The sequence below is a fragment of the Geodermatophilus sp. SYSU D00698 genome, from assembly GCF_054050335.1.
Window position 1 is genome coordinate 19495 of record NZ_JBJGZD010000026.1, and the last position, 23766, is coordinate 43260.

A 23766-nucleotide genomic window follows, 5' to 3' on the forward strand; every position below is an offset into this window, starting at 1 on the left:
TCATCGGGGTCCTCCGGTGCTGGGCGGGACGTCGTCGCCGGTCCTGGTGTCGCTGTCGCCGGGGATCTCCTCGGCCTCGCTGACCAGGCCGGCGGCCAGCAGCGAGTCGGCGACCGGGCTGGTGGCGGCCTCCGGCTCCGCGGCCGGCTCCTCGACCGGCTCCACCGGCCTGGCCAGCTCGAACCAGTAGAAGCCGTGCCCGGCCAGGGTGAGCATGTAGGGCAGCACGCCGATCTGCGGGAACTCGACCCGGCCGGTGAGCTCGATGGGCGTGTAGCCCTCGAAGCGGCGCAGGTCCAGCTCCACCGGCTGCGGGAAGCGGGAGAGGTTGTTGACGCACAGCACCACGTCGTCGCCGAACTCGCGGACGAACGACAGCACCGTGGGGTTGCGCGACCCGACCTCCTCGTAGCTGCCCAGGCCGAAGGTGGGGTGCTCCTTGCGGACGGCGATCATCCGGCGGATCCACTGCAGCATCGAGTTGGTGTTGCGCAGCTGCGCCTCGACGTTGGTGGTCTGGTAGCCGTAGACCGGGTCCTGGTTCAGCGGCAGGTACATCCGCTGCGGGTCGGCGGTGGAGAAGCCGCCGTTGCGGTCGGGCGTCCACTGCATCGGCGTGCGGACGCCGTCGCGGTCACCGAGCCAGATGTTGTCGCCCATGCCGATCTCGTCGCCGTAGTACAGGACCGGCGAGCCGGGCAGCGACAGCAGCAGCGCGTTGAACAGCTCGAGGGTGTTGGTGTCGTTCTCCAGCAGCGGCGCCAGCCGGCGGCGGATGCCGATGTTGGCCTTCATGCGGGGGTCCTTGGCGTACTCCGCCCACATGTAGTCGCGCTCCTCGTCGGTGACCATCTCGAGGGTCAGCTCGTCGTGGTTGCGCAGGAAGATGCCCCACTGGCAGTTGTCGGGGATCGGCGGCGTCTGGGCCATGATCTCCGAGATCGGGAACCGCTGCTCCCGGCGGGCGGCCATGAACAGGCGCGGCATCACCGGGAAGTGGAAGGCCATCTGGCACTCGTCGCCGTCCTCGCCGAAGTACTCGACGACGTCGGCCGGCCACTGGTTGGCCTCGCACAGCAGCACGCGGTCGGGGTAGTCGGCGTCGACCACCTTGCGCACGTGCTTGAGGAACTCGTGGGTGCGGGGGAGGTTCTCGCCGTTGGTCCCCTCCTCCTCGAACAGGTAGGGGACGGCGTCGAGCCGGAAGCCGTCGATGCCCAGGTCCAGCCAGAAGCGCAGGGCGTCGATGATCGCCTCCTGCACCTTCGGGTTCTCGAAGTTGAGGTCCGGCTGGTGCGAGAAGAAACGGTGCCAGAAGTACTGCTTGCGCACCGGGTCGAACGTCCAGTTGGACGACTCGGTGTCGACGAAGATGATCCGCGCGTCGGCGTAGCCGGTGTCGTCGTCGGCCCACACGTAGAAGTCGCCGTAGGGGCCCTCGGGGTCGCTGCGGCTGGCCTGGAACCAGGGGTGCTGGTCCGAGGTGTGGTTCATGACGAAGTCGATGATCACGCGGATGCCGCGGGCGTGGGCGGCGTGCAGCAGGTCCCGGAAGTCGTCGATGTCGCCGAACTCCGGCAGCACCGCGGTGTAGTCGCTGACGTCGTACCCGCCGTCGCGCAGCGGCGAGGCGAAGAACGGCGGCAGCCAGAGGCAGTCGACCCCGAGCCACTGCAGGTAGTCGAGCTTGTCGATCATGCCGCGGAGGTCGCCCACGCCGTCGGCGTTGCTGTCGGCGAAGCCGCGGACGAGCACCTCGTAGAAGACGGCGCGCTTGTACCAGAGCGGGTCGCTGCCCCGCGGTGGCAGCGCGGAGCCCGCGTCGGGGGAGTCGGGCACGGGGAGCGTCATCGGTGCGGGAAGCCCTCGTTCGTCAGGAGGTGGGGAGGGGTCAGGAGACCGGCGGCGGCCAGGTCACCGGCCGGGGCAGGTGGACCGAGAACACGTGCGCCGGCTCCCAGTAGGGGTCCAGCTCGACGTAGTTGAACTGACCCCAGTCGTAGCGGGCGCCGGTGACCTCGTCGGTGACGGCGAAGCGCTCGTGCCAGTCCAGCCCGAGGGCCGGCATGTCCAGCGCCGTCGTCCCGATCTGCCGGTTCTGGCTGTCGAGGGCGCAGACCACGAGGACGGCGTCCTGCGAGGCCGGGTCGGTCTTGCTGAAGCAGATGAGGTTCGGGTTGTCGACCTGGTGGAACCGCAGCGTCCGCAGCTGCTGCAGCGCCGGGTGCCGGCGGCGGATCTCGTTGAGCTTCCGCAGGTAGGGCGCCAGGCTCCGGCCGGCCGCCTCGGCGCCGGCCCAGTCACGCGGGCGCAGCCGGTACTTCTCGCTGTCGAGGTACTCCTCGCTGCCCGGCCGCACCGCCACGTGCTCGTACAGCTCGTACCCGGAGTAGACGCCCCAGGTCGGGCTCATCATCGACGCGAGCACCGCGCGGATCTTGAACATCGGCGGGCCGCCGTACTGCAGGCTCGCGTGCAGGATGTCCGGGGTGTTCACGAAGAAGTTCGGCCGCATGTAGTGCGCGTTGGTGGCGAGCTCGCGGCCGTAGTCCTCGATCTCGCCGCGCGCGGTCCGCCACGTGAAGTACGTGTAGGACTGGGTGAACCCGATCCGCGCCAGCTGGTGCATCATCGCCGGCCGCGTGAAGGCCTCGGCGAGGAAGAGCACGTCCGGGTCGGTCTCCTTGACCTTCCAGATCAGCCAGTGCCAGAAGTCCAGCGGCTTGGTGTGCGGGTTGTCCACCCGGAAGATCCGCACGCCGGCGTCCATCCAGACCCGCACCACCCGCAGCACCTCGGCGTAGATGCCCTCGGGGTCGTTGTCGAAGTTGACCGGGTAGATGTCCTGGTACTTCTTCGGCGGGTTCTCCGCGTAGGCGATGGTCCCGTCGGGCTTGGTGGTGAACCACTCCGGGTGCTCCTTGACCCACGGGTGGTCGGGCGCGGCCTGCAGCGCCAGGTCCAGCGCCACCTCCATGCCCAGGCCGCGGGTGCGGGCGACGAAGGCGCGGAAGTCCTCCATCGTGCCCAGCTGCGGGTGGACGGCGTCGTGGCCGCCCTCGTCGCTGCCGATCGCCCACGGCGAGCCGACGTCGTCCGGGCCGACCTCGTGGGGGTTGCCGCCGGGGAACTGCGGCGTGTTCGGGCCCTTGCGGTTGACCTTGCCGATCGGGTGGACCGGCGGCAGGTAGACGACGTCGAAGCCCATCTCGGCGACCGCCGGCAGCCGGTCGCCCGCGGTCTGGAACGTCCCGTGCACGGGGACGCCGCCGACGACGGGGCCCTCGGAGCGGGGGAAGAACTCGTACCAGGAGCCGTAGAGCGCGCGCGGCCGGTCGACCCAGACCTCGTACTCCGGCGTCGGGGTGACCAGCTCGCGGACCGGGTGCTCGTCGAGGTAGCGCTGCACCCCGGCGGCCAGCGCGGGCGCGACCCGGTCGGGCAGCGTGCGGGAGGTGTCGCGCAGCGCCGCGACGGCGTCGCCGAGGCGGCCGCGCCACTCGTCGTCGGCGCCCTCGGCGACCCGCTCGAGCAGCCGGGCGCCCTCCTCGAGGTCGTTGGCCAGCTCCCCGGGGCCCTGGCCGGCCTCGATCTTCACCTCGACGGCGTGGTGCCAGGTGGCCAGCGGGTCGCTCCACGCCTCGACCCGGAACGTCCAGCGTCCCTCCCGGTCGGGCACCACGGTGGTGATCCACCGGTCGGGCTCCTCGCCGAAGCGGCGCATGCGGTTGAGGGGACCCCGGGTGCCGTCCGGAGCGGTCCAGACGACGTCGGCCGCGACGGCGTCGTGGCCCTCCCGGAAGACGGTGGCGGTGACCGGCAGGTGCTCGCCGACCACGGCGCGGGCCGAGAACGACCCGCAGGACACGACGGGGGCGACATCGGTGATGCCGAGGCGGAGGTCAGCGCGGCGAGTCATCCCGGCCACGCTATCCAGGTCCGGCACCGGTCACACCTCGGCCGCCGAGACGTCCCCCACCGGGTGCCCGGCACCCGGTCGTGTGGTGCCTCCGACCTGTCCGGAGGCCTCCCGCTGGCTAGGCTCCCCGCGTGCGAGCTCTGCGTAGGTTCACCGTCCGGGCGGCCCTCCCCGAGGCCCTCATGCCGCTGTCCCAGCTGGTCATGAACCTGCGCTGGTCGTGGCACCCGGAGACCCGCGACCTGTTCGAGGCGCTGGACCCCGAACTCTGGCGGACCTGCAACAACGACCCGGTGAAGGTCCTGGGCGAGGTGTCGGCCGAGCGGCTGGCCACGCTGTCGACCGACCGCCGGTTCCTCCGCCGCCTCCAGGACGTCGTCGACGACCTCGACGACTACCTGTCCTCCGAGCACTGGTACCAGTCGCTGGGCCCCGAGGCGCCGCGCAGCATCGCCTACTTCTCCGCCGAGTTCGGCATCACCGAGGTGCTGCCGCAGTACTCCGGCGGCCTGGGCATCCTCGCCGGCGACCACCTCAAGGCCGCCTCCGACCTCGGCGTGCCGCTGATCGGCGTCGGCCTGCTCTACCGGGCCGGCTACTTCGAGCAGGGCCTGTCGGCCGACGGCTGGCAGCTGGAGCACTACCCGTCGCTGGACCCGCACGGCCTGCCGGTCAAGCTGCTGCGCCAGCCCGACGGGGCCGCCGTCGTCATCGCCGTCCCGCTGCCCGAGGGCCGCACCCTGCACGCGCACGTGTGGCGGGCGCAGGTGGGCCGGGTGTCGCTGCTGCTGCTCGACAGCGACATCGAGGAGAACGCCCCGGCCGAGCGCGGGGTCACCGACCGGCTCTACGGCGGCGACGAGGACCACCGGCTGCGCCAGGAGATGCTGCTCGGCATCGGTGGCGTCCGGGCGCTGCGCGCCTACTGCCAGCTCACCGGCACCCCGCAGCCGGAGGTGTTCCACGCCAACGAGGGCCACGCCGGCTTCCAGGGGATCGAGCGGATCCGCGAGCTCACCGAGTCGCACGGGCTGACCTTCCCCGAGGCGCTGCAGGCCGTCCGCGCCGGCACGGTGTTCACCACGCACACGCCGGTGCCCGCCGGCATCGACCGGTTCCCGCGCGCGCTGATCGAGCGGTACTTCGCCGGGTTCGGCGTCCCGCTCGAGCACCTCATCCCGCTCGGTGCCGAGGACGACCCGACGAAGTTCAACATGGCGCACATGGGCCTGCGGCTGGGGCAGCGGGCCAACGGCGTCAGCGAGCTGCACGGGCACGTCAGCCGGTCCATGTTCAACCCGCTGTGGCCGGGCTTCGACGAGGCCGACGTCCCGATCACCTCGATCACCAACGGCGTGCACGCGCCCACCTGGACCGCCCGGGAGCTGGTGGAGCTGGGCACCCAGACCTCCAGCGACGGCGACCCGTTCGAGGGCACCGGGCCGGCGTCGTTCGACGGCGTCGACCGGATCCCGGCGCTGGAGCTGTGGAACACCCGCCGGATGCTGCGCGGCCGGCTGGTCGAGGAGGTGCGCCGCCGGCTGCGCGAGACGGCGCGCTCGCGTGGCGCGGCCGAGGCCGAGGTGCGCTGGACCGACACCGCCTTCGACCCCGACGTCCTCACCATCGGCTTCGCCCGCCGGGTGCCCTCCTACAAGCGGCTGACCCTCATGCTGCGCGACCCCGACCGCCTCCGGGCCCTGCTGCTCGACGGGGAGCGGCCGGTCCAGCTGGTCATCGCCGGCAAGAGCCACCCGGCCGACGACGGCGGCAAGCAGCTGATCCAGCAGATGGTGAAGTTCGCCGACGACCCCGCGATCCGGCACCGCATCGCGTTCCTGCCCGGCTACGACATCGGGATGGCCCGCTACCTCTACTGGGGCTGCGACGTCTGGCTGAACAACCCGCTGCGGCCGCTGGAGGCCTGCGGCACCTCGGGCATGAAGGCCGCGCTCAACGGCGGGCTCAACCTGTCCATCCGCGACGGCTGGTGGGACGAGTGGTTCGACGGCCAGAACGGCTGGGCGATCCCCACCGCCGACGGCGTCACCGACCCCGAGCGGCGCGACGACGTCGAGGCGCGGGCCATCTACGACCTGCTGTCCACCCAGGTGCTGCCGCGGTTCTACGAGACCGACCGCGACGGCATCCCCACCCGCTGGGTCGAGATGGTCCGGCACACGCTGCGCGAGACCGGCCCGAGGGTGCTCGCCACCCGGATGGTGCGCGACTACGTGGAGCGGCTGTACGTGCCGGCCGCCGGCTCGTCGCGGACCATGGCCGACGGCGGGTACGCGCCGGCGCGGGCCGAGGCGCAGTGGCGGGCGCACCTGCTGGAGAACTGGTCGGGTGTGCGGGTCGCCCACGTCGAGGCCACCGGCGCCGGCGACACCCCGGAGATCGGCTCGACCCTGGCGCTGCGCGCGGAGGTGGAGCTGCCGCACCTCACCCCGGCCGACGTCGAGGTGCAGGCGGCCTACGGGCGGGTCGACGACGCCGACGGCCTGCACCAGGTGACGACGGTGCCGATGCGGCACGAGCACACCGAGGGCTCGCGGCACTGGTTCACCGCGACCCTGCCGCTCGAGCGCACCGGCGCGTTCGGGTACACGGTGCGCGTGCTGCCGCACTCCGAGCACCTGGCCGACCCCGCGGAGCTGGGCCTGGTGCGTTCGGCGTAGCGGCGACCCACCAGTCACGCCGGTCGCAGCGTCCCCACGGGTGGCGTGGCGGTGCGGCCGGACCACGCGCGGCGGCGTGCGGTCACTAGGCTGGCGCGCATGCCCGACCGCTGTGAAGTCCTGCCCGGAGACGCCCTCGTGGCCCGTCGCGGCGGGGGACTGCTCTGGGTCGACGCTCCCGGCTCGCCGGCCCTCGTCGCCGCCCTGCACGCCTGCCTCGGCGTGTCCGGCCCCGGCGCCGACCGCGTCCTCGCGGCGGTCGCCGCCCAGGTGCCCGCGCTCGGGGGCGGCTCGGCCTCCTTCGCGCTCGTCCTCGTCGACACCAGCGGCGGCACCGGCACCGGCGTCGCGCTGTGGTCCGGCAAGGGCCAGCCGGCCGTCGACGGTGTCCCGGTCTCCGGCCAGCCGGCCGACGGGTGCAGCCTGGCCGCCGGGTTCCCGCTCGGCGCCACGCTCTACGTCGGCCCGGGCCAGGCCACGCCGCAGATGCCGCCGGGCGTCGCCTACGACCTCGTCGAGGGCGCGGTCCCCGGCGCCGGCGCGCTGCTGCAGCTCGCGGCGGCCTCCTCCGCCCCGGCCGCCGTCCCGCCGGCCACCCACACGCCGGCGTCGTCGTTCAGCGCGGGCTCGGACGCCGGCTTCGCCGCCGCGCCGTCCTACGGCGCCGCGGTCGGGTCCTCACCGTCGGGGCAGGGTTCCACCCGCGTCGACGACGGCGGCGAGGAGACGGCGTTCTGGAAGCCCGACGCCGCCGCCGCGCCGGTGCTCCGCTTCGACGACGGCCTGGTCGTCACCGTCGACGAGGACCTCGTCCTCGGCCGCCGCCCCGACAGCCACGAGCTGGTGACCGCGGGCAACGCCCGGCCGGTGCCGATCGCCGACACGCAGAACGTGCTCTCCTCGGCGCACGCGGCCATCCAGCGCTCCGGCCGCGAGGTCACCCTCACCGACCTCGGCTCGCTCAACGGCACCCACGTCGCCGGCCCCGAGGCCACCGAGTGGACCCAGCTCGAGCCCGGCGTCGCCCACCCGCTCTCCGACGGTGACCGCCTCCTGCTCGGCTGGACGGTCATCACCTACGAGCAGCCCCAGGACTAGGCGCACCGCCTCCCGCGGGCTCGGTCCCCCGAGGGGACCGGGCCCGCGGCGTCTCCTGGCTCACGTCGACGCGTCCCGGCTCACCGGAACGCGTCCTGGCTCGGCGTCGACGGTGAGCCGGGACGCCGCACGATCAGCTCACCTGATCGTGCGGGCGGCGCAGGACGCGCAGCAGCCAGACGGTGCGCGGCGGCACCTCGATCGGTCCCGGCGCGACGACGGCCGGCCGCGGCGGCGCCCCGGTCGGGTACTCGGTGCTCAGCACGAGCTCGTAGCCGTCGGACCACGGCGCCCCCGGCAGCTGCACCGTCACCGGCTCCGGCCCGGCGTGCAGCTGCACGAGGTAGGAGTCGTCGACGACCGGGCGGCCGCGCTCGTCGCGGTGCCGGATGCCGCGGCCGTCGAGGTACATGCCGACCGTCTGCAGGCCGGTGTCGAACCAGTCCGCGGTGGTCAGCTGCCCGCCGCCGGGCGCGAACCAGGCCAGGTCGCGGGTGCCGCCGGTGCCCGGGATCTCGTGGCCCTCGAAGAAGGCCTCCTGGCGCAGCACCGGCGCGTCGTGGCGCAGCCGCACCAGCCGGCGGACGAAGGCGAGCAGGTCCCCGTCGACGGCGTCCCAGTCGATCCAGGACACCTCGTTGTCCTGGCAGTAGGCGTTGTTGTTGCCACCCTGGGTGCGGCCGAGCTCGTCGCCGGCGGTGAGCATCGGCACGCCGGTCGACAGCAGCAGCGTCGTCAGCAGGTTGCGGACCTGGCGCCCGCGCAGCGCCTGCACCTCCGGGTCGTCGCTGGGCCCCTCGACGCCGCAGTTCCAGTTGCGGTTGTGGCTCTCGCCGTCCCGGTTGTCCTCGCCGTTGGCCTCGTTGCGCTTGCGCTCGTAGGTGACCAGGTCGGTGAGGGTGAACCCGTCGTGGGCGGTGACGAAGTTGACGCTGGCGAACGGGCGGCGGCCGTCGGAGCGGTAGAGGTCCGAGGAGCCGGTCAGCCGGTAGGCCAGGTCGCGGACGCCGACGTGCGAGCCGGCCCAGACGTCGCGCACGGTGTCGCGGTAGCGGCCGTTCCACTCGGTCCACAGCGGCGGGAAGTTGCCCACCTGGTAGCCGCCCTCGCCGACGTCCCACGGCTCGGCGATGAGCTTCACCTGGCTGACCACCGGGTCCTGGTGGACGACGTCGAAGAACGCCGACAGCCGGTCGACGTCGTGGAAGGACCGGGCCAGCGCGGCGGCGAGGTCGAACCGGAAGCCGTCGACGTGCATCTCGGTGACCCAGTACCGCAGGGAGTCCATGAGCATCGCCAGCACCTGCGGCCGGCGGACGTCGAGGGTGTTCCCGCAGCCGGTGTAGTCGGTGTAGCGGGCCCGGTTCTCGCCGTTGAGCCGGTAGTAGCCGGGGTTGTCGATGCCCTTGAGCGACAGCGACGGCCCGGTGTGGTCGCCCTCGGCGGTGTGGTTGTAGACGACGTCGAGGACCACCTCGATGCCGGCCGCGTGCAGCGCCTTCACCATCGCCTTGAACTCGGTCACCTGCGCCCCGCCGGACCCGGCCGAGCTGTAGGCGGCGTGCGGGGCGAAGTAGCCGAGGGTGTTGTAGCCCCAGTAGTTGGTCAGCCCGCGGCGCAGCAGGTGCGGCTCGCTGACGAAGTGGTGCACCGGCAGCAGTTCGACGGCGGTGACGCCCAGCGACACCAGGTGCTCGACGAACGCCGGGTGCGCCAGCCCCGCGTAGGTGCCGCGCAGCGCCGGCGGCACGCCGGGGTGGCGCATGGTCGCGCCCTTGACGTGCAGCTCGTAGACGACGGTGTCCGACCACGAGGTGGCCGGCCGCCGGTCGCCGTCCCAGGGGAAGGAGTCGTGGACGACGACGCCGCGCGGCACGTACGGCGCGGAGTCCCGCGGGTCGGCCGGGCCGGTGTCCGGGCCGTCGGCGCGGTAGGCGAACAGCGCGGGGTGCAGCGAGAGGTCGCCGTCGACGGCGCGGGCGTAGGGGTCCAGCAGCAGCTTCTCCGGGTTCCACCGGTGGCCGGCGCCGGGGTCCCAGGGCCCGTGCACCCGGTAGCCGTAGCGCTGGCCGGGGCCGATGCCGGGCAGCCGCCCGTGCCAGACCTGGTGGGTGGTCTCCTGCAGCCGGTGCCGGTGCTCGAAGCCGCCGTCGTCGAACAGGCACAGGTCGACGGCGGTGGCGCCGGCCGACCACAGCGCGAAGTTCGTGCCGGTGCCGTCCCAGTGCGCGCCCAGGGGAGCGGGGGAGCCCGGCCAGACCTCGACGTCCTCGCTGGTGGTCCTCACCGGGTGATCCTGCCAAGACCGCCACCTCCCCGGGTGCAGGCGGGCGGGTTGGTTGGATGGGGTCGTGTCGAGCAGTCCCGCCGCCGGCGGAGCAGAACCGGTCGTCGAGATGAGCGGCGTGGACGTCGTCCGCGGGCAGTCGCACCTGCTGCGGGGGGTGGACTGGACCGTCCGGCCCGAGCAGCGCTGGGTGGTGCTCGGCCCGAACGGCGCGGGCAAGACGACGCTGCTGCAGCTGGCCGGGGCGCACATGCACCCCACGCGCGGTGAGGTGCGGCTGCTCGGCGAGACGATGGGCGCGGTCGACGTCTTCGAACTGCGCCCGCGGATCGGCCTGACCAGCGCGGCACTGGCGCAGCGGATCGAGTCGGGGGAGCGCACCGGCGACGTCGTCCTGTCCGCCGGGTACGCGATCGTCGGCCGCGCGCGGGAGCGCTACGACATCCACGACCTCACCCGCGCCGCGACGCTCATGCAGCAGTGGGGCGTGCAGCGGATCGCGCACCGGCCCTTCGGCACCCTCAGCGAGGGGGAGCGCAAGCGGGTGCAGATCGCCCGCGCGCTGATGCCCGACCCGGAGCTGCTGCTGCTCGACGAGCCCGGCGCGGGCCTGGACCTCGGCGGCCGCGAGGACCTGGTGAGCCGGCTGTCGGACCTCGCCACCTACCTCTACGCCCCGGCGCAGGTGCTGGTCACCCACCACGTCGAGGAGATCCCGCCGGGCTACACGCACGCGCTGCTGCTGCGCCAGGGGGCGGTGGTCGCGTCGGGCCCGCTGGAGCAGGTGATCACCGCCGAGCTGCTGTCGGAGACGTTCGGCCTGCCGCTGGCGCTCGAGCGCTCCGACGGCCGCTTCACCGCCCGTCGCCGGGGCTGACCACGGCCCGCTGGTTAGGGTCCGGGCGACGACGTCGTCCCCCCTGGAGGCCGTGCATGGCAGCGCCCGAGTTCGTGACCCTGTCGGTGGAGGACGGGGTGGGCACGATCCGCCTCGACCGGCCCAAGATGAACGCGATCGACGAGCAGCTGCACACCGAGGTGCGGACCGCGGCGATCGAGGCGACCGAGCGGGCCGACGTGCGCGCCGTCGTGATCTACGGCGGGGAGCGGGTGTTCGCCGCCGGCGCCGACATCAAGGCGATGTCGCAGCTGACCGGCTCCACGATGGTGGCCTGGGGCCGCGAGCTCACGCACAGCTTCGCCACGGTCGCCCGCATCCCCAAGCCGGTCATCGCCGCCATCACCGGCTACGCCCTCGGCGGCGGGTACGAGCTCGCGCTGTGCGCCGACTTCCGGGTCATGGGCGCCGGCGCGAAGGTCGGCCAGCCCGAGATCCTGCTCGGCGTCATCCCCGGCGCCGGCGGCACCCAGCGGCTGGCCCGCCTGGTCGGCCCCGCCAAGGCCAAGGACCTCGTCTTCACCGGTCGGCACGTCGGCGCCGAGGAGGCGCTGGAGATGGGCCTGGCCGACGCCGTCGTCCCGGACGCCGAGGTGTACGACACCGCCGTCGCCATGGCGCGGAAGTTCGCCGCCGGGCCGCCGCTGGCGCTGGCCGCGGCCAAGCAGGCGATCGACGAGGGGCTCGACGGGCCGCTGGAGCGGGGCCTGGCCCTGGAGAGCCGGCTGTTCGCCGGGCTGTTCGACACCGAGGACCAGAAGACCGGGATGCGCTCCTTCCTCGAGAGCGGGCCCGGCAAGGCGACCTTCACCGGGCGCTGACCCCCGGCGTCTCCCGAACGTTCCCCGGACCGTCACCGGAACCGGCCCTCCGGACGGTCCGGTTCTGCCACCATCCGTCGAGCCCCCGGACGGCGTCCCGCCGGGCCCGGAGGGCAGTCCGACAGCTCCCGAGGAGGACCCGTGCGATCCACCCCCACCCTGAGGACCGCGACCGTCGTGGCGGCCGCGACCCTCGTGCTGACCGCGTGCGGCGGCGGCGACGACGGCGGCTCGGGAGGCGGGGGCGGCGGATCGGACGCGGCCACCGCGCGCTCGGCCGAGGACCTCGGCGGCATGGACGCCCTCGTCGAGGCGGCCCAGGCGGAGGGTGAGCTCAACGTGATCGCGCTGCCGCCGGACTGGGCGAACTACGGCGAGATCATCTCCGCCTTCGAGGAGGAGTACGGGATCACCGTCAACAGCGCCTCGCCCGACGGGTCCAGCCAGGACGAGATCAACGCCGTCGAGAGCCAGCGCGGCCAGGACCGCGCGCCCGACGTCCTCGACCTGGGCACCGCCTTCGCCCGCCAGGCGCAGGCGCAGGACCTGCTCGCGCCCTACCAGGTGGAGACCTGGGACGACATCCCCGAGGGCCAGAAGGACCCCGAGGGGTACTGGTACAACGACTACGGCGGCTACATCTCCATCGGCTGCAACGCCACGGTGATCGCCGAGTGCCCGACCACCTTCGCCCAGCTGCTCGACCCGCAGTACGCCGGCCAGGTGGCGCTCAACGGCAACCCGACCCAGGCCGCGGCGGCCTTCTCCGGGGTCTGGGCGGCGTCGCTGGCCAACGGCGGCAGCCTGGACGACATCGGCCCGGGCATCGACTTCTTCGTCCAGGTCAAGGACGCCGGCAACTGGAACCCGGTCGAGATCACCCCGGCGACGATCCAGAGCGGGGAGACCCCGCTGGCCATCGACTGGGACTACAACAACGCCGCCCTGACCGGGACCCTCGCCGAGCAGGGCGTCGAGTGGCAGGTCGCCGTCCCCTCCGACGGGCTGTTCGGCAGCTACTACAGCCAGGCGATCAGCGCCTACGCCCCGCACCCGGCCGCCGCGCGGCTGTGGCAGGAGTTCCTCTACAGCGACCGCGGCCAGAACCTGTACCTGGCCGGCGGTGCGCGGCCGGTCCGGCTGCCGGTGATGGAGGAGGCCGGGACCGCCGACGCCGAGGCGCTGGCCGCGCTGCCGCCGGTCGAGGGCACCGCGGACTTCCCGACCCAGGAGCAGGAGAGCGCCGCCCAGCAGGTGGTCGCCACCCGGTGGAACCAGGAGATGTCGGGCTGAGCACCGCACCCGCCCCCGCCGCGCCGGCGTCCCGCAGCGGACGCCGGCGCGGCGGGCTGCTGCCCGCGCTGGGCGTCCTGCCGTTCCTGCTCTACGTCGCGGTCTTCCTGCTGCTGCCGGTGGGCGTGCTGGCGGTGGAGGCGTTCCGCGCCACCGACCCGGTCACCTTCGAGGAGAGCTGGTCGACGGCGAACCTCGGCACGGTCACCGGCGGCGCCTACGCCCGCGCCTACCTCGGCAGCCTGCAGCTGTCGGCGGTCACCGCGGTGCTGGGCGCGGTGCTCGGCCTGGCGCTCGCCTTCGCCGTCGTCGGCACCCGGCGCGGCCGGCTGCTGCGGCGGCTGGTGCTCACCGCCTCGGGCGTGCTGGCCAACTTCGGCGGCGTCCCGCTGGCGTTCGCGTTCCTCGCCACCATCGGCAACGCCGGTGTGGTCACCGCCCTGCTGACCGACACCCTCGGCCTCGACGGCTTCTCGCTGTACTCGATGGCCGGCCTCGCGCTGGTCTACCTGTACTTCCTCGTGCCGCTGATGGTGCTGACCATCGTCCCGGCGGTCGAGGCGCTGCGGCCGCAGTGGCGCGAGGCCTCCGACGTCCTCGGCGCCAGCCGCTGGCAGTACTGGCGCCACGTCGGCGGGCCCGTCCTCCTCCCGCCGGTGCTCGGCGCCACGATGCTGCTGTTCGCCTCCGCGTTCGCCGCCTACGCCACGGCCAAGGCGCTGGTCGGCTCGAGCCTGCCGCTGGTGACGCTGCAGATCGCCGACTCGCTGTCGAGCAACGTCGTCGTCGGCGCGGAGAACCTCGGCAAGGCGCTGGCCCTGGGGATGGTCGTCCTCGTCGGGCTGGTGATGGCCTTCTACACCTGGGTGCAGCGGCGCACGTCGCGGTGGCTGGCGTGAGCGCGACGACGGCCGGCGTCTCCACCGCGGGCGTCACCGGGGCCGGCGGTGTCGAGCCGGAGACCCCGGTCCGGCCCGCCCGGCGGGGCCGCGGCCGGTGGCGGTGGGCGGTGTTCGCCGTCCTCGGCCTGTACTTCCTGGTGCCGCTGGGCGCCTCGCTGTGGTTCACCGTCCGGGGCCGCGACGGGGTCACCGCCGACGCCTACACGAGCATCCCCGGCGCCGAGGGGTTCGCCGAGAACTTCGGCCGCTCGCTGCTGCTCGGGGTGCTCACCGTCGGGATCGCGCTGCTGCTCGTGGTGCCCACCGTGGTGCTCGTGGAGCTGCGGCTGCCGCGGCTGCGCCCGCTGGTCGAGTTCCTCACCCTCGTGCCGCTGCTGCTGCCGCCGATCGCGCTGGTGGTCGGCGTGCGCAGCGTGCTGGCCTGGGCGCCCGACCACTTCTACGGCACCCCGCTCGCCGAGGCGTTCTTCGCGCTCCAGGAGCCGGCGCTGCCGTGGATCCTGGTGCTCGTCTACGTCGTGCTGGCGCTGCCGTTCGTCTACCGGGCGCTCGACGCCGGCGTCCGCGGCGCCCAGCTGCGCACGCTCACCGAGGCCGCGCGGGTGCTCGGTGCCTCGTGGCCGCGGGTGATGGCCTCGGTCGTCCTGCCGGTGCTGCGCACGTCGGTGCTCAACGCCGCCTTCCTCACCCTGGCGCTGGTGCTGGGCGAGTTCACCGTCGCCAACATCCTCGGCTTCGAGACCTTCCCCACCTGGATCGTGCGCATCTCCGGCTCGCAGCCGCGGCTGTCGGTGGCGGTCTCGGTGCTCTCGCTGCTGCTGACCTGGGTGCTGCTGCTGCTCATCTCCGCGCTGGACCGCCGGCGCCGCGAGGAGGACCCCGCATGACCGCCGTCCCCGCAGCCCCCCGGGCCGCCGCGCCCGCCGACCTGCGCGAGCAGGCGCCGGTCGGCGTCCGCCTGGAGGGGCTGACCCGCCGCTACGGCCCGGTGCTCGCGCTCGACGGGCTGGACCTGGACGTCGCGGGCGGGGAGTTCCTCGCCCTGCTGGGGCCCTCGGGCTGCGGCAAGACGACGGCGCTGCGCGCGATCGCCGGCTTCGAGGTGCCCGACGCCGGCCGGGTCTGGTTCGACCGCCGCGACGTCACCGGCATCCCGCCGTCGAAGCGCGACGTCGGGATGGTGTTCCAGGCCTACAGCCTCTTCCCGAACATGACCGTGGCCGAGAACGTCGCCTTCGGGCTGCGGGTGCGCCGCCGGGGCAGGGAGGAGCGCGCCGGGCGGGCCGCGGAGCTGCTGGAGCTGGTCGGGCTCGCCGACCGCGGGCAGCGCTACCCGCACCAGCTCTCCGGCGGCCAGCAGCAGCGGGTGGCGCTGGCCCGCGCGCTGGCCGTGGCGCCGCAGGTGCTGCTGCTGGACGAGCCGCTGTCGGCGCTCGACGCCCAGGTGCGCGTGCAGCTGCGCGAGGAGATCCGCCGCATCCAGCTCGAGCTGGGCATCACCACCGTGTTCGTCACCCACGACCAGTCCGAGGCGCTGTCGGTCGCCGACCGGGTCGGCGTCATGCGCGACGGCCGGCTGGAGCAGGTGGCCACCCCCGACGACCTCTACGAGCGCCCGGCGACGGCGTTCGTGGCCGGCTTCGTCGGCACCATGAACCGCATCCCGGCCGTCCTCGGCGACGGCGACGTCGAGTTCCTCGGCGTGCGCCGCGAGGTGCTCGGCGCCGCCCCGTCGTCCGGGCCCGCGTTCGCGCTGGTGCGGCCCGAGGCGCTGGAGGTCGTCGAGGACCCGCGCGGGGTGGGCCGGGTGGTCACCCGCACGTTCTCCGGCGCCACCACCCGCCTGGCGGTCGCGCTGCCCGACGGGGTCGAGGTGCAGGCGGACGTCCCCAGCGCCGGGAGCCAGGGCCTCACGCCCGGGACGGCGGTCACCGTCACCCCGGCCGAGCGCCCCGCGCTGGTCGAGCCCGCGGGCGCCGACCCTCAGGCGGTCAGCTCGTAGACGACCACCGTCGCGTCGTTGAGGTTGGTGACGTAGGCCCGCAGGCCGTCGGGGGAGACGGCGACGCTGGTCGGGCCGTCCCCGGTCGGCACGCTGGCGGTCACCTGCAGGGTCCGGGCGTCGACCACCGACATGGTGTCGCCGTCGACGTCCGCGGTGTAGAGGCGCCGGCCGTCCGCCGCCCAGCTGACGTCCTGCGGCTGCAGCCCCACGGGGCCGCTGACCGCCGCGCCGGTGGCGGTGTCGACCAGGTGGACCTCGCTGCTGTCGTAGGCCACCACCGCGACCCGGCTCCCGTCGGGGGAGACGGCCACGCTGTGCGGCGAGTCGCCGGCCGGGATCTCCTGCAGCACCCGCCCGCCGTCGGTGAGGTCGAGCACCGACAGCACGTCGGACTCGTGGTTGGCGGTGTAGGCGCGCGTGCCGTCGGCGGAGACGGCGATCCAGTGCGGGTTGGGCGCGACGTCGTAGGAGGCGACCTCGTCGCCGCTCTCCGTGTCGAGCACCTCGACCCGGCCCTCGTCGTGCAGCGGGATGTACAGCAGCCGGCCGTCGGGCGAGGTCGCCGGCGCGAAGGGGCGCAGGCCCACCTCCACGGTGCGGACCACCTCGTTGGTGGCGGTGTCGACGAAGGCCACGGAGTTCTCGGTGTGGTCCGCGTCGGTCACCGTCACGTAGGCGCGGCCGCCGTCGGGGGAGAACGTGACGAACTGCGGCGGCCCGGCCGGGATGGGTATCCGGGAGACGACCTCCAGCGAGTTCGTGTCCAGGACGCTGACCACCCCCTCCGCCCGGTGGGCGGTGTAGGCATAGCGGCCGTTGGGGGCCACGGCGAGGAAGCCCGGGGTCGGCGGGACCTCGATCGGCTCCCCGAGCCGGGTGGGGACGGCGAGGCTGGCCGGCGGCGGCGGGCTCGGCGGCGGGGCGGTGTCCTGCGGGGACGGCGTCGTGCTCTCCGCGGCCCCCGCCGTCCCGTCGGCGTCCTGCCCCCGCGGCCACAGCCACCAGGCGAGCCCCCCGACGGCGAGCAGGAGCACCAGGCCGGCGACCAGGGCGGCGCGGCGGCCCCGGTGCGGCGGCCGGCCGGCCGGCGCCAGGGGCCGCACCGAGCTGTGCCGCCCGTCCCCGGACCGGACCCCGAGGACCGTCGGCGCGGCGGGCGGCGGGGGAGGCGGGGGAGCGGCGGCCGTCGCCGCCTGCCGGGGGGCCGTGGGCGGCACGACCGGCACCGGCGGCTCCGCGAGGGCCTCCCGGGCCGCGCGGACCAGCTCGCCCGGCGTGGCGTACCGCTCCTCGGGCCGCTTGGCCATCCCGCGCGCGACCACGTCGTCGAGCGCCCGCGGGAGGGTGGGGACGACCTCGCTGGGCCGCGGGGGGTCGGCGTAGAGGTGGGCGTAGAGCAGCGCCGGCAGGTCCTCCCCGCCGAAGGGCTTGCGGGCGGTGAGGGTCTGGGCGAGGACGCAGGCCAGCGAGTAGACGTCCACCCGCCCGTCGATGGGCTGGTCGGTGAAGCGCTCGGGCGCCATGTAGTCCAGCGTCCCGACGGTGGCGCCGGTGATCGTCAGCGAGGTGCGGGTGCTGCCGACCGACCGGGCGATGCCGAAGTCGACGACGTAGACGAAGTCGGTCGGCGTCACCAGCACGTTGCTGGGCTTCACGTCGCGGTGGACCAGCCCGTCGGCGTGCGCGGCCTCGAGGGCGTCGGCGACCTGGCCGAGCAGGGACAGCGCGCGCTGCGGCGGGATCGGCCCGTCCTCCAGGAGGCGGCCGAGGTCGCGCCCGTCGACCAGGCGCATGTCGAGGTACAGCCGTCCGTCGATCTCGCCGAAGTCGTGGATCGGGACGACGTGCGGCTCGCGCAGCCGCGCCGCGACGTACGACTCCCGGCGGAACCGGGCGGCGAACTCCGTGTCCCGGTTGAGCGCCTCGGGCAGGAGCTTGAGCGCGACGAGCCGGTCGAAGCGCGTGTCGCGCGCCCGCCACACCTCGCCCATGCCACCCGCGCCGATCATCTCCTCGAGCAGGTAGCGGCCGAACTGACGGGGCATGGTCGGCTCCCTCGGCGGCCGGTCCGGGACGTGGCCGATCGGTGGCGCGGGCGTCGGGAGGGTAGGGACCGGCCGGCGGCGCGCGGACCGGATCGGCTCGCAGGTCCTCGTGCGGACCGCCGCGTCCCGCCGGACGGCGACGGTGCCACGACACAGGGTGCCCGGCGCCGCGCCGGTGTCGCCGCAGGTCGCCGGGGCCGTGCACGAGGATGGCCGGGTGAGCGAGCGCCCCAGCCCCGAGGACGGGGTCACCGACGTCGACCGGTCCGACCCCGCCGGGCGGGCGTGGGTGGAGCGGGCGATCGCCGTCGTCGAGGCCGACGCGGTGCGCAGCGCCGACACCCACCTGCTCGTCTACCCGCTGCCGCCGGAGTGGGGCGTCGACCTCTACCTCAAGGACGAGTCGACCCACCCGACCGGCAGCCTCAAGCACCGGCTGGCCCGCTCGCTGTTCCTGCACGCGCTGTGCTCGGGCTGGATCACCGAGGGCAGCACCGTCGTCGAGGCCTCCAGCGGGTCGACGGCGGTCAGCGAGGCCTACTTCGCCCGGATGCTGGGCCTGCCCTTCGTCGCGGTCATGCCCGCCTCGACCAGCCAGGAGAAGGTCGCGCTCATCGAGTTCGCCGGCGGCCGCTGCCACTTCGTCGACCACGCCCCCGACGTCTACGACGAGGCGCGCCGGCTGGCCGCCGAGTGCGGCGGGCACTACCTGGACCAGTTCAGCAACGCCGAGCGGGCCACCGACTGGCGCGGCAACAACACCATCGCCGAGTCGGTGTTCGAGCAGATGGCCCTGGAGCGCCACCCGGTGCCGGAGTGGGTCGTCGTCGGGGCGGGCACGGGCGGCACGAGCGCGACCTTCGGCCGCTACCTGCGCTACCGCCGGCACCCCACCCGGCTGGCCGTCGTCGACCCGGAGAACTCGGCGTTCTTCCCCGGCTGGGTGGAGGAGGAGCCGGCCTGGACGACGGGGATGCCCTCGCGGATCGAGGGGATCGGCCGACCGCGGGTCGAGCCGTCGTTCCTGCCGTCGGTGGTCGACCGGATGATCCGCGTCCCCGACGCCGCGTCGCTGGCGGCGGTGCGGCACCTGGAGCGGGTGACCGGGCGGCTGGCCGGCGGCTCGACCGGCACCAACCTGTGGGGCGCCTTCCGGCTGGTCGCGGAGATGGTCGCCGAGGGGCGGGCCGGCAGCGTGGTCACCCTGCTCTGCGACGGCGGCGAGCGGTACGCGCACACCTACCACTCCGACGTCTGGGTGGCCGAGCACGGACTGGACCTCGCGCCCCACCGGGCGGTCCTCGAGGAGTTCACCGCCACCGGCCGCTGGACGGCGTGACCGGGCTCACCGGCACCCCGGTCCGCCGCTCCGTTACCCCGCAGTAACCTCCACTATCGGAGCCAGGCGGGCCGTGGCCCGCGTCCCCCATGACCGACTGCGGAGGTAGGTCTGGCGATGAACATCGTCGTTCTGGTCAAGCAGGTCCCCGACTCGGGCACCCAGCGCTCGCTGGACCCGTCGGACAACACCGTCGCCCGCGCCACCGCGGACAACGTCATCAACGAGATCGACGAGTACGCGATCGAGGAGGCGCTGCAGGTCAAGGAGGCGCAGGGCGGCGAGGTCACCGTGCTGACCGTCGGCCCCGGCAGCGCCACCGACGCCATCCGCAAGGCCCTCTCCATGGGCGCGGACAAGGCCGTCCACGTGCAGGACGACGCCATCCACGGCTCGTGCGCCGTCCAGACCTCGGCGGTCCTCGCCGCGGCGCTGCAGCAGCTCGAGTACGACCTGGTCCTCATGGGCGCCACGTCGACCGACGGCCAGATGGGCGTCATGCCGGCGCTGCTGTCCGAGCGGCTGGGCATCCCGCAGGTCTCCGGCGCCCGCAAGCTCACCGTCGAGGGCTCGACGGTGAAGGTGGAGCGGCAGACCGACGGCGGCTACTGGGCCCTGGAGGCCCCGCTGCCGGCCATCGTGTCCACCTGGGACACCATCAACGAGCCGCGCTACCCCTCCTTCAAGGGGATCATGGCCGCGAAGAAGAAGCCGGTGGAGAGCCGGTCGCTGGCCGACCTGGGCGTGGACGCCTCGGCCGTCGGCCTCGCCACCGCCACCAGCCAGGTCCTCGACTTCGCCGGCCGCCCGCCGAAGGGCGAGGGTGTCAAGGTCACCGACGAGGGCAACGGCGCCGAGGAGCTCGTGGGCTTCCTCGCCGCCCAGAAGCTCGTCTGACCCGGCCCGGATCCGAAGCGAAGAGGAGACTGAACAGCCATGGCAGAGGTCCTGGTCCTCGTCGAGCTGAACCCGGCCGACGGCACCGTCCGCAAGGGCACCCTCGAGGCCCTCACCGCCGCACGCGCGCTGGGTGAGGTCTCGGCGGTCGTCGCCGGCGGCCCCGGCGTCGCCGCCGGCGCCCGCGAGCAGCTCGCCCAGTACGGCGCGGCGAAGGTCTACGTCGCCGAGTCCCCGGAGATCGACGAGTACCTCGTCGCCCCCAAGGCCGAGGTGCTCGCCCAGCTGGTGCAGCAGGCGTCCCCGGCCGCCGTCGTCATCCCGTCCTCCGCGGAGGGCCGGGAGGTCGCCGCGCGGCTGGCGCTCAAGACCGGCAGCGGCTTCCTGACCGACGTCAGCGAGATCGCCGCCGACGGCACCGCCACCCAGGTGGTCTTCGCCGGCCAGCAGATCGTCCACTCGAAGGTGACGACCGGCACCCCGGTCTACACGCTGCGCGGCAACTCGGTCACCCCCGAGCCGGCCCCCGCCGCCGGTGAGGAGGTCCCGGTCGAGGTCAGCCTGTCCGACCAGGCGAGGCAGACCCGCGTCGTCGACCGGGTCGTGGAGCAGAAGAGCAACCGGCCCGAGCTGACCGAGGCCTCGATCGTCGTCTCCGGTGGCCGCGGCGTGGCCAGCGCGGAGAACTTCTCGATCATCGAGGCCCTGGCCGACTCGCTCGGCGCCGCCGTCGGTGCCTCGCGTGCCGCGGTCGACTCCGGCTTCTACCCGCACAGCTTCCAGGTCGGGCAGACCGGCAAGACCGTCTCGCCGCAGCTCTACATCGCGGTCGGCATCTCCGGCGCGATCCAGCACCGCGCCGGCATGCAGACCTCGAAGACGATCGTGGCCGTCAACAAGGACCCCGAGGCCCCGATCTTCGAGCTGGCCGACTTCGGCGTCGTCGGTGACCTCTTCCAGGTGGTGCCGGCCGCCACCGAGAAGATCGCCGCCCGCAAGTAGTCGAAGGGCCCCGCTGCCCCCCACACCACGCTCCGCGCGGCGCGGGGCCCTGCAGCGGGCCGTTCCGGCACGTCACCAGCGACGGGCGCCGATCCCTCCGGGGGCCGGCGCCCGTCGCCGTCTCCGGGGTCACCGGCGTCACCCGAGCGGGTCCGTCGTGCGCGACTAACCTGGGCGGAGTGACCTACCTCGACCACGCGGCGACCACGCCGGTGCTCCCCGAGGTCCTGGCCGCGATGACGGAACAGCTCGGCCGGGTGGGCAACGCCTCCTCGCTGCACGCCAGCGGCCGCGCCGCGCGGCGGGCCGCCGAGCAGTCCCGGGAGCGGCTGGCCGAGGCGCTGGGCGCCCGCCCGTCGGAGGTGCTGTTCACCGGCGGGGGCACCGAGGGCGACAACCTCGCGGTGAAGGGCCTGTACTGGGCGCGACGCGAGGCCGACTCGCGCAGGCGGCGGCTCGTGGTGAGCCCGGCCGAGCACCACGCCGTCCTCGACAGCGCCGAGTGGCTGGCCAAGCACGAGGGCGCGGAGGTCACCTGGCTGCGCCTGGAGTCCACCGGGCGGGTGACGCCGGAGGCGCTGGCCGAGGCGCTGGGCGACGGCTCGGACGTCGCGGTGGCCAGCGTCATGTGGGCCAACAACGAGATCGGCACGGTCAGCGACGTCGCCGCGCTGGCGGAGGTGGCGCACGCGGCGGGGGTGCCGCTGCACACCGACGCGGTGCAGGCCGTCGGCCAGGTGCCGGTGGACTTCGCCGCCAGCGGCGTCGACGCGCTCACCATGACCGGCCACAAGCTCGGCGGCCCGATGGGCGCCGGGGTGCTGCTGCTGCGCCGCGACGCGGAGTGCATGCCGCTGCTGCACGGCGGCGGTCAGGAGCGCGACGTCCGCTCGGGCACCCTCGACGTGGCGGCCATCGTCGGCCTCGCCGTCGCCGTGACCACCGCCGCCGGCTCCCGGCCCGAGCGGGCCGCCCGGCTGGCCGCGCTGCGCGACCGGCTGGTGGCCGGGGTGCTCGAGCAGGTCCCCGACGCGCAGCTCAACGGCGCCCCGCTGGACGACGTCGTCGCCGGCGGGCCCGGCCGGCTGCCCGGCAACGCGCACCTGTCCTTCCCCGGCGCCGAGGGCGACGCGCTGCTCATGCTGCTCGACGCCCGCGGCATCGAGTGCTCGACCGGGTCGGCGTGCAGCGCCGGGGTGGCCCGGCCCAGCCACGTGCTCACCGCCGTCGGCGCCGACGCCGCCCGGGCGCGCAGCTCGCTGCGGTTCAGCCTGGGCTCGCCGAGCACCGGCGACGACGTCGACGCGCTGCTGGCCGTGATCGCCCCCGTGGTGGAGCGCGCCCGCGGGGCGGGGAGGTAGCGCCCGTGCGCGTGCTCGCCGCGATGAGCGGGGGAGTGGACAGCGCGGTCGCCGCGGCGCTGGCGGTCGACGCCGGCCACGACGTCACCGGGGTGCACCTCGCGCTCTCGCCGGACCGGCAGACGCTGCGCAGCGGCGCCCGCGGCTGCTGCAGCGTCGAGGACGCCCACGACGCCCGGCGGGTCGCCGACGAGCTCGGCATCCCGTTCTACGTCTGGGACCTCGCGGAGCGGTTCACCGAGGACGTCGTCGAGGACTTCGTCGCCGAGTACGCCGCCGGGCGCACGCCCAACCCGTGCCTGCGCTGCAACGAGAAGATCAAGTTCACCGCGGTGCTCGACCGGGCGCTGGCGCTCGGCTTCGACGCCGTCGTCACCGGCCACCACGCGCGGCTGGAGGGCGGCCGGCTGCGCCGGTCGGTGGACGCGGCCAAGGACCAGTCCTACGTGCTCGGCGTGCTCACCCCGCGCCAGCTGGCGGGGGCGGTGTTCCCGCTGGGGTCGATGACCAAGGAGCGGGTGCGCGCGATCGCCGCCGAGCGCGGGTTCGCCGTCGCGACCAAGCCGGACTCGCACGACATCTGCTTCATCCCCGACGGCGACACCCGCGGCTTCCTCACCCGGCGGCTGGGGACGGCGCCCGGGCCGGTCGTCGACGCCGCCACCGGCGCCACCGTCGGCACGCACGAGGGCACGCACGGGTTCACCGTGGGGCAGCGGCGCGGGCTGGGCATCGCCGTCGGCGACCAGCGGCCGCGCTACGTCCTGTCCATCGAGCCGGTCACCCGGACCGTGACGGTGGGGACCGCCGAGCTCGCCGGCGTCGCCGAGGTGCGCACCGGCCGGCCGACGTGGACCGGGGCGGCACCGCAGCTCCCGCTGCGCGCGGAGGTGCAGCTGCGGGCGCACGCGACCGCCGTCCCCTGCACGGTGACCGCCGGTCCCGACGGCGGCCTGGTGGTCGCGCTCGACGAGGCGCAGCGCGGCGTCGCGCCCGGGCAGTCGGCCGTCCTCTACGCGCCCGACCCGGAGCGGGGCGACCTGGTGCTCGGTCAGGGGACCGTCACCGGCTGACCGCCGGACACCTGATCGTCACCCGGAGGACCTGGTGTCGGAACCCTCCGTCACCTACCGTGTCGTCCGAGCCGCTTCCTGAGCACGGGTACGTAGCTCGGCTCACGACCCCACCCGGGCCACCGTCTCCGGTTGCCCGCTCCGC

Annotated in this window: 17 protein-coding genes; 13 read left to right on the forward strand and 4 right to left on the reverse strand. The window is 74.2% G+C overall.

The window, feature by feature from the left end; genetic code table 11:
• Positions 1–1851: a maltose alpha-D-glucosyltransferase gene (treS, locus tag ACI8AB_RS19525; RefSeq protein WP_456951478.1), complete on the reverse strand. Its 1851-nt coding sequence runs from the start codon at positions 1849–1851 to the stop codon at positions 1–3.
• 40 nt (positions 1852–1891) lie between these two features.
• Entirely contained in the window at positions 1892–3919 is a 2028-nt protein-coding gene (locus ACI8AB_RS19530; RefSeq protein ID WP_456951479.1) for an alpha-1,4-glucan--maltose-1-phosphate maltosyltransferase, read from the reverse strand.
• A gap of 131 nt (positions 3920–4050) precedes the next feature.
• On the opposite strand from ACI8AB_RS19530, the gene glgP reads away from it, so the two are divergent.
• Both glgP and ACI8AB_RS19540 read left to right on the forward strand, forming a co-directional pair.
• The gene (gene glgP, locus ACI8AB_RS19535) at positions 4051–6600 is read left to right on the forward strand and encodes an alpha-glucan family phosphorylase (protein ID WP_456951480.1); all 2550 of its coding nucleotides are present in this window, start codon (positions 4051–4053) and stop codon (positions 6598–6600) included.
• A gap of 99 nt (positions 6601–6699) precedes the next feature.
• A complete protein-coding gene (locus tag ACI8AB_RS19540) occupies positions 6700–7698 on the forward strand; it encodes an FHA domain-containing protein (protein WP_456951481.1) in 999 nt (332 codons plus the stop codon).
• Positions 7699–7831: 133 nt separating this feature from the next.
• On the opposite strand, the gene glgX is transcribed toward ACI8AB_RS19540, so the two are convergent.
• A complete protein-coding gene (gene glgX, locus ACI8AB_RS19545) occupies positions 7832–9985 on the reverse strand; it encodes a glycogen debranching protein GlgX (protein WP_456951482.1) in 2154 nt (717 codons plus the stop codon).
• Between the two features lie 64 nt (positions 9986–10049).
• Between glgX and ACI8AB_RS19550 the strand changes: the two genes are divergently transcribed.
• The 6 genes from ACI8AB_RS19550 (at position 10050) to ACI8AB_RS19575 (ending at position 15901) form a co-directional block, all read left to right on the forward strand.
• Positions 10050–10862: an ABC transporter ATP-binding protein gene (locus ACI8AB_RS19550; RefSeq protein WP_456951483.1), complete on the forward strand. Its 813-nt coding sequence runs from the start codon at positions 10050–10052 to the stop codon at positions 10860–10862.
• A 56-nt stretch (positions 10863–10918) separates the two neighbouring features.
• Entirely contained in the window at positions 10919–11704 is a 786-nt protein-coding gene (locus tag ACI8AB_RS19555; protein ID WP_456951484.1) for an enoyl-CoA hydratase/isomerase family protein, read from the forward strand.
• A gap of 141 nt (positions 11705–11845) precedes the next feature.
• Positions 11846–12997 (forward strand): ABC transporter substrate-binding protein, encoded by a 1152-nt coding sequence (locus tag ACI8AB_RS19560; RefSeq protein WP_456951485.1) that lies wholly within the window; start codon positions 11846–11848, stop codon positions 12995–12997.
• A complete protein-coding gene (locus ACI8AB_RS19565) occupies positions 12973–13896 on the forward strand; it encodes an ABC transporter permease (RefSeq protein ID WP_456951486.1) in 924 nt (307 codons plus the stop codon). The genes ACI8AB_RS19560 and ACI8AB_RS19565 overlap by 25 nt, the downstream gene beginning before the upstream one ends.
• Complete coding sequence (locus tag ACI8AB_RS19570) at positions 13893–14786, forward strand: ABC transporter permease subunit (protein ID WP_456951487.1); 894 nt, start codon at positions 13893–13895, stop codon at positions 14784–14786. The genes ACI8AB_RS19565 and ACI8AB_RS19570 overlap by 4 nt, the downstream gene beginning before the upstream one ends.
• The gene (locus ACI8AB_RS19575) at positions 14783–15901 is read left to right on the forward strand and encodes an ABC transporter ATP-binding protein (RefSeq protein WP_456951488.1); all 1119 of its coding nucleotides are present in this window, start codon (positions 14783–14785) and stop codon (positions 15899–15901) included. Before ACI8AB_RS19570 ends, ACI8AB_RS19575 begins: the two co-directional genes overlap by 4 nt.
• Here ACI8AB_RS19575 and ACI8AB_RS19580 read toward each other — a convergent pair.
• Entirely contained in the window at positions 15883–17949 is a 2067-nt protein-coding gene (locus tag ACI8AB_RS19580) for a protein kinase domain-containing protein (protein ID WP_456951489.1), read from the reverse strand. The two genes, ACI8AB_RS19575 and ACI8AB_RS19580, sit on opposite strands and share 19 nt — an antisense overlap.
• Before the next feature lie 217 nt (positions 17950–18166).
• Between ACI8AB_RS19580 and cds1 the strand changes: the two genes are divergently transcribed.
• The 5 genes from cds1 (at position 18167) to mnmA (ending at position 23621) form a co-directional block, all read left to right on the forward strand.
• A complete protein-coding gene (cds1, locus tag ACI8AB_RS19585; RefSeq protein ID WP_456951490.1) occupies positions 18167–19288 on the forward strand; it encodes an L-cysteine desulfhydrase Cds1 in 1122 nt (373 codons plus the stop codon).
• A gap of 117 nt (positions 19289–19405) precedes the next feature.
• Positions 19406–20185 (forward strand): electron transfer flavoprotein subunit beta/FixA family protein, encoded by a 780-nt coding sequence (locus ACI8AB_RS19590; protein ID WP_387992592.1) that lies wholly within the window; start codon positions 19406–19408, stop codon positions 20183–20185.
• A gap of 39 nt (positions 20186–20224) precedes the next feature.
• Positions 20225–21187, forward strand: coding sequence for an electron transfer flavoprotein subunit alpha/FixB family protein (locus ACI8AB_RS19595; protein ID WP_456951491.1), 963 nt, complete (start codon positions 20225–20227; stop codon positions 21185–21187).
• Positions 21188–21366: 179 nt separating this feature from the next.
• Entirely contained in the window at positions 21367–22548 is a 1182-nt protein-coding gene (locus ACI8AB_RS19600) for a cysteine desulfurase family protein (RefSeq protein WP_456951492.1), read from the forward strand.
• A 5-nt stretch (positions 22549–22553) separates the two neighbouring features.
• Positions 22554–23621, forward strand: coding sequence for a tRNA 2-thiouridine(34) synthase MnmA (gene mnmA, locus ACI8AB_RS19605; RefSeq protein ID WP_456951493.1), 1068 nt, complete (start codon positions 22554–22556; stop codon positions 23619–23621).
• The last annotated feature ends 145 nt before the right edge of the window (positions 23622–23766 follow it).

What these genes read in the sequence shown, in the direction of transcription:
- ACI8AB_RS19540 (WP_456951481.1), top strand. Translation starts at nt 6,700, where the DNA reads ATGCCCGACCGCTGTGAAGTCCTGCCCGGAGACGCCCTCGTGGCCCGT.
- ACI8AB_RS19595 (WP_456951491.1), top strand. Translation starts at nt 20,225, where the DNA reads ATGGCAGAGGTCCTGGTCCTCGTCGAGCTGAACCCGGCCGACGGCACC.
- treS (WP_456951478.1), bottom strand. Translation starts at nt 1,851, where the DNA reads ATGACGCTCCCCGTGCCCGACTCCCCCGACGCGGGCTCCGCGCTGCCA.
- ACI8AB_RS19575 (WP_456951488.1), top strand. Translation starts at nt 14,783, where the DNA reads ATGACCGCCGTCCCCGCAGCCCCCCGGGCCGCCGCGCCCGCCGACCTG.
- ACI8AB_RS19590 (WP_387992592.1), top strand. Translation starts at nt 19,406, where the DNA reads ATGAACATCGTCGTTCTGGTCAAGCAGGTCCCCGACTCGGGCACCCAG.
- ACI8AB_RS19555 (WP_456951484.1), top strand. Translation starts at nt 10,919, where the DNA reads ATGGCAGCGCCCGAGTTCGTGACCCTGTCGGTGGAGGACGGGGTGGGC.
- ACI8AB_RS19580 (WP_456951489.1), bottom strand. Translation starts at nt 17,949, where the DNA reads ATGCCCCGTCAGTTCGGCCGCTACCTGCTCGAGGAGATGATCGGCGCG.
- ACI8AB_RS19530 (WP_456951479.1), bottom strand. Translation starts at nt 3,919, where the DNA reads ATGACTCGCCGCGCTGACCTCCGCCTCGGCATCACCGATGTCGCCCCC.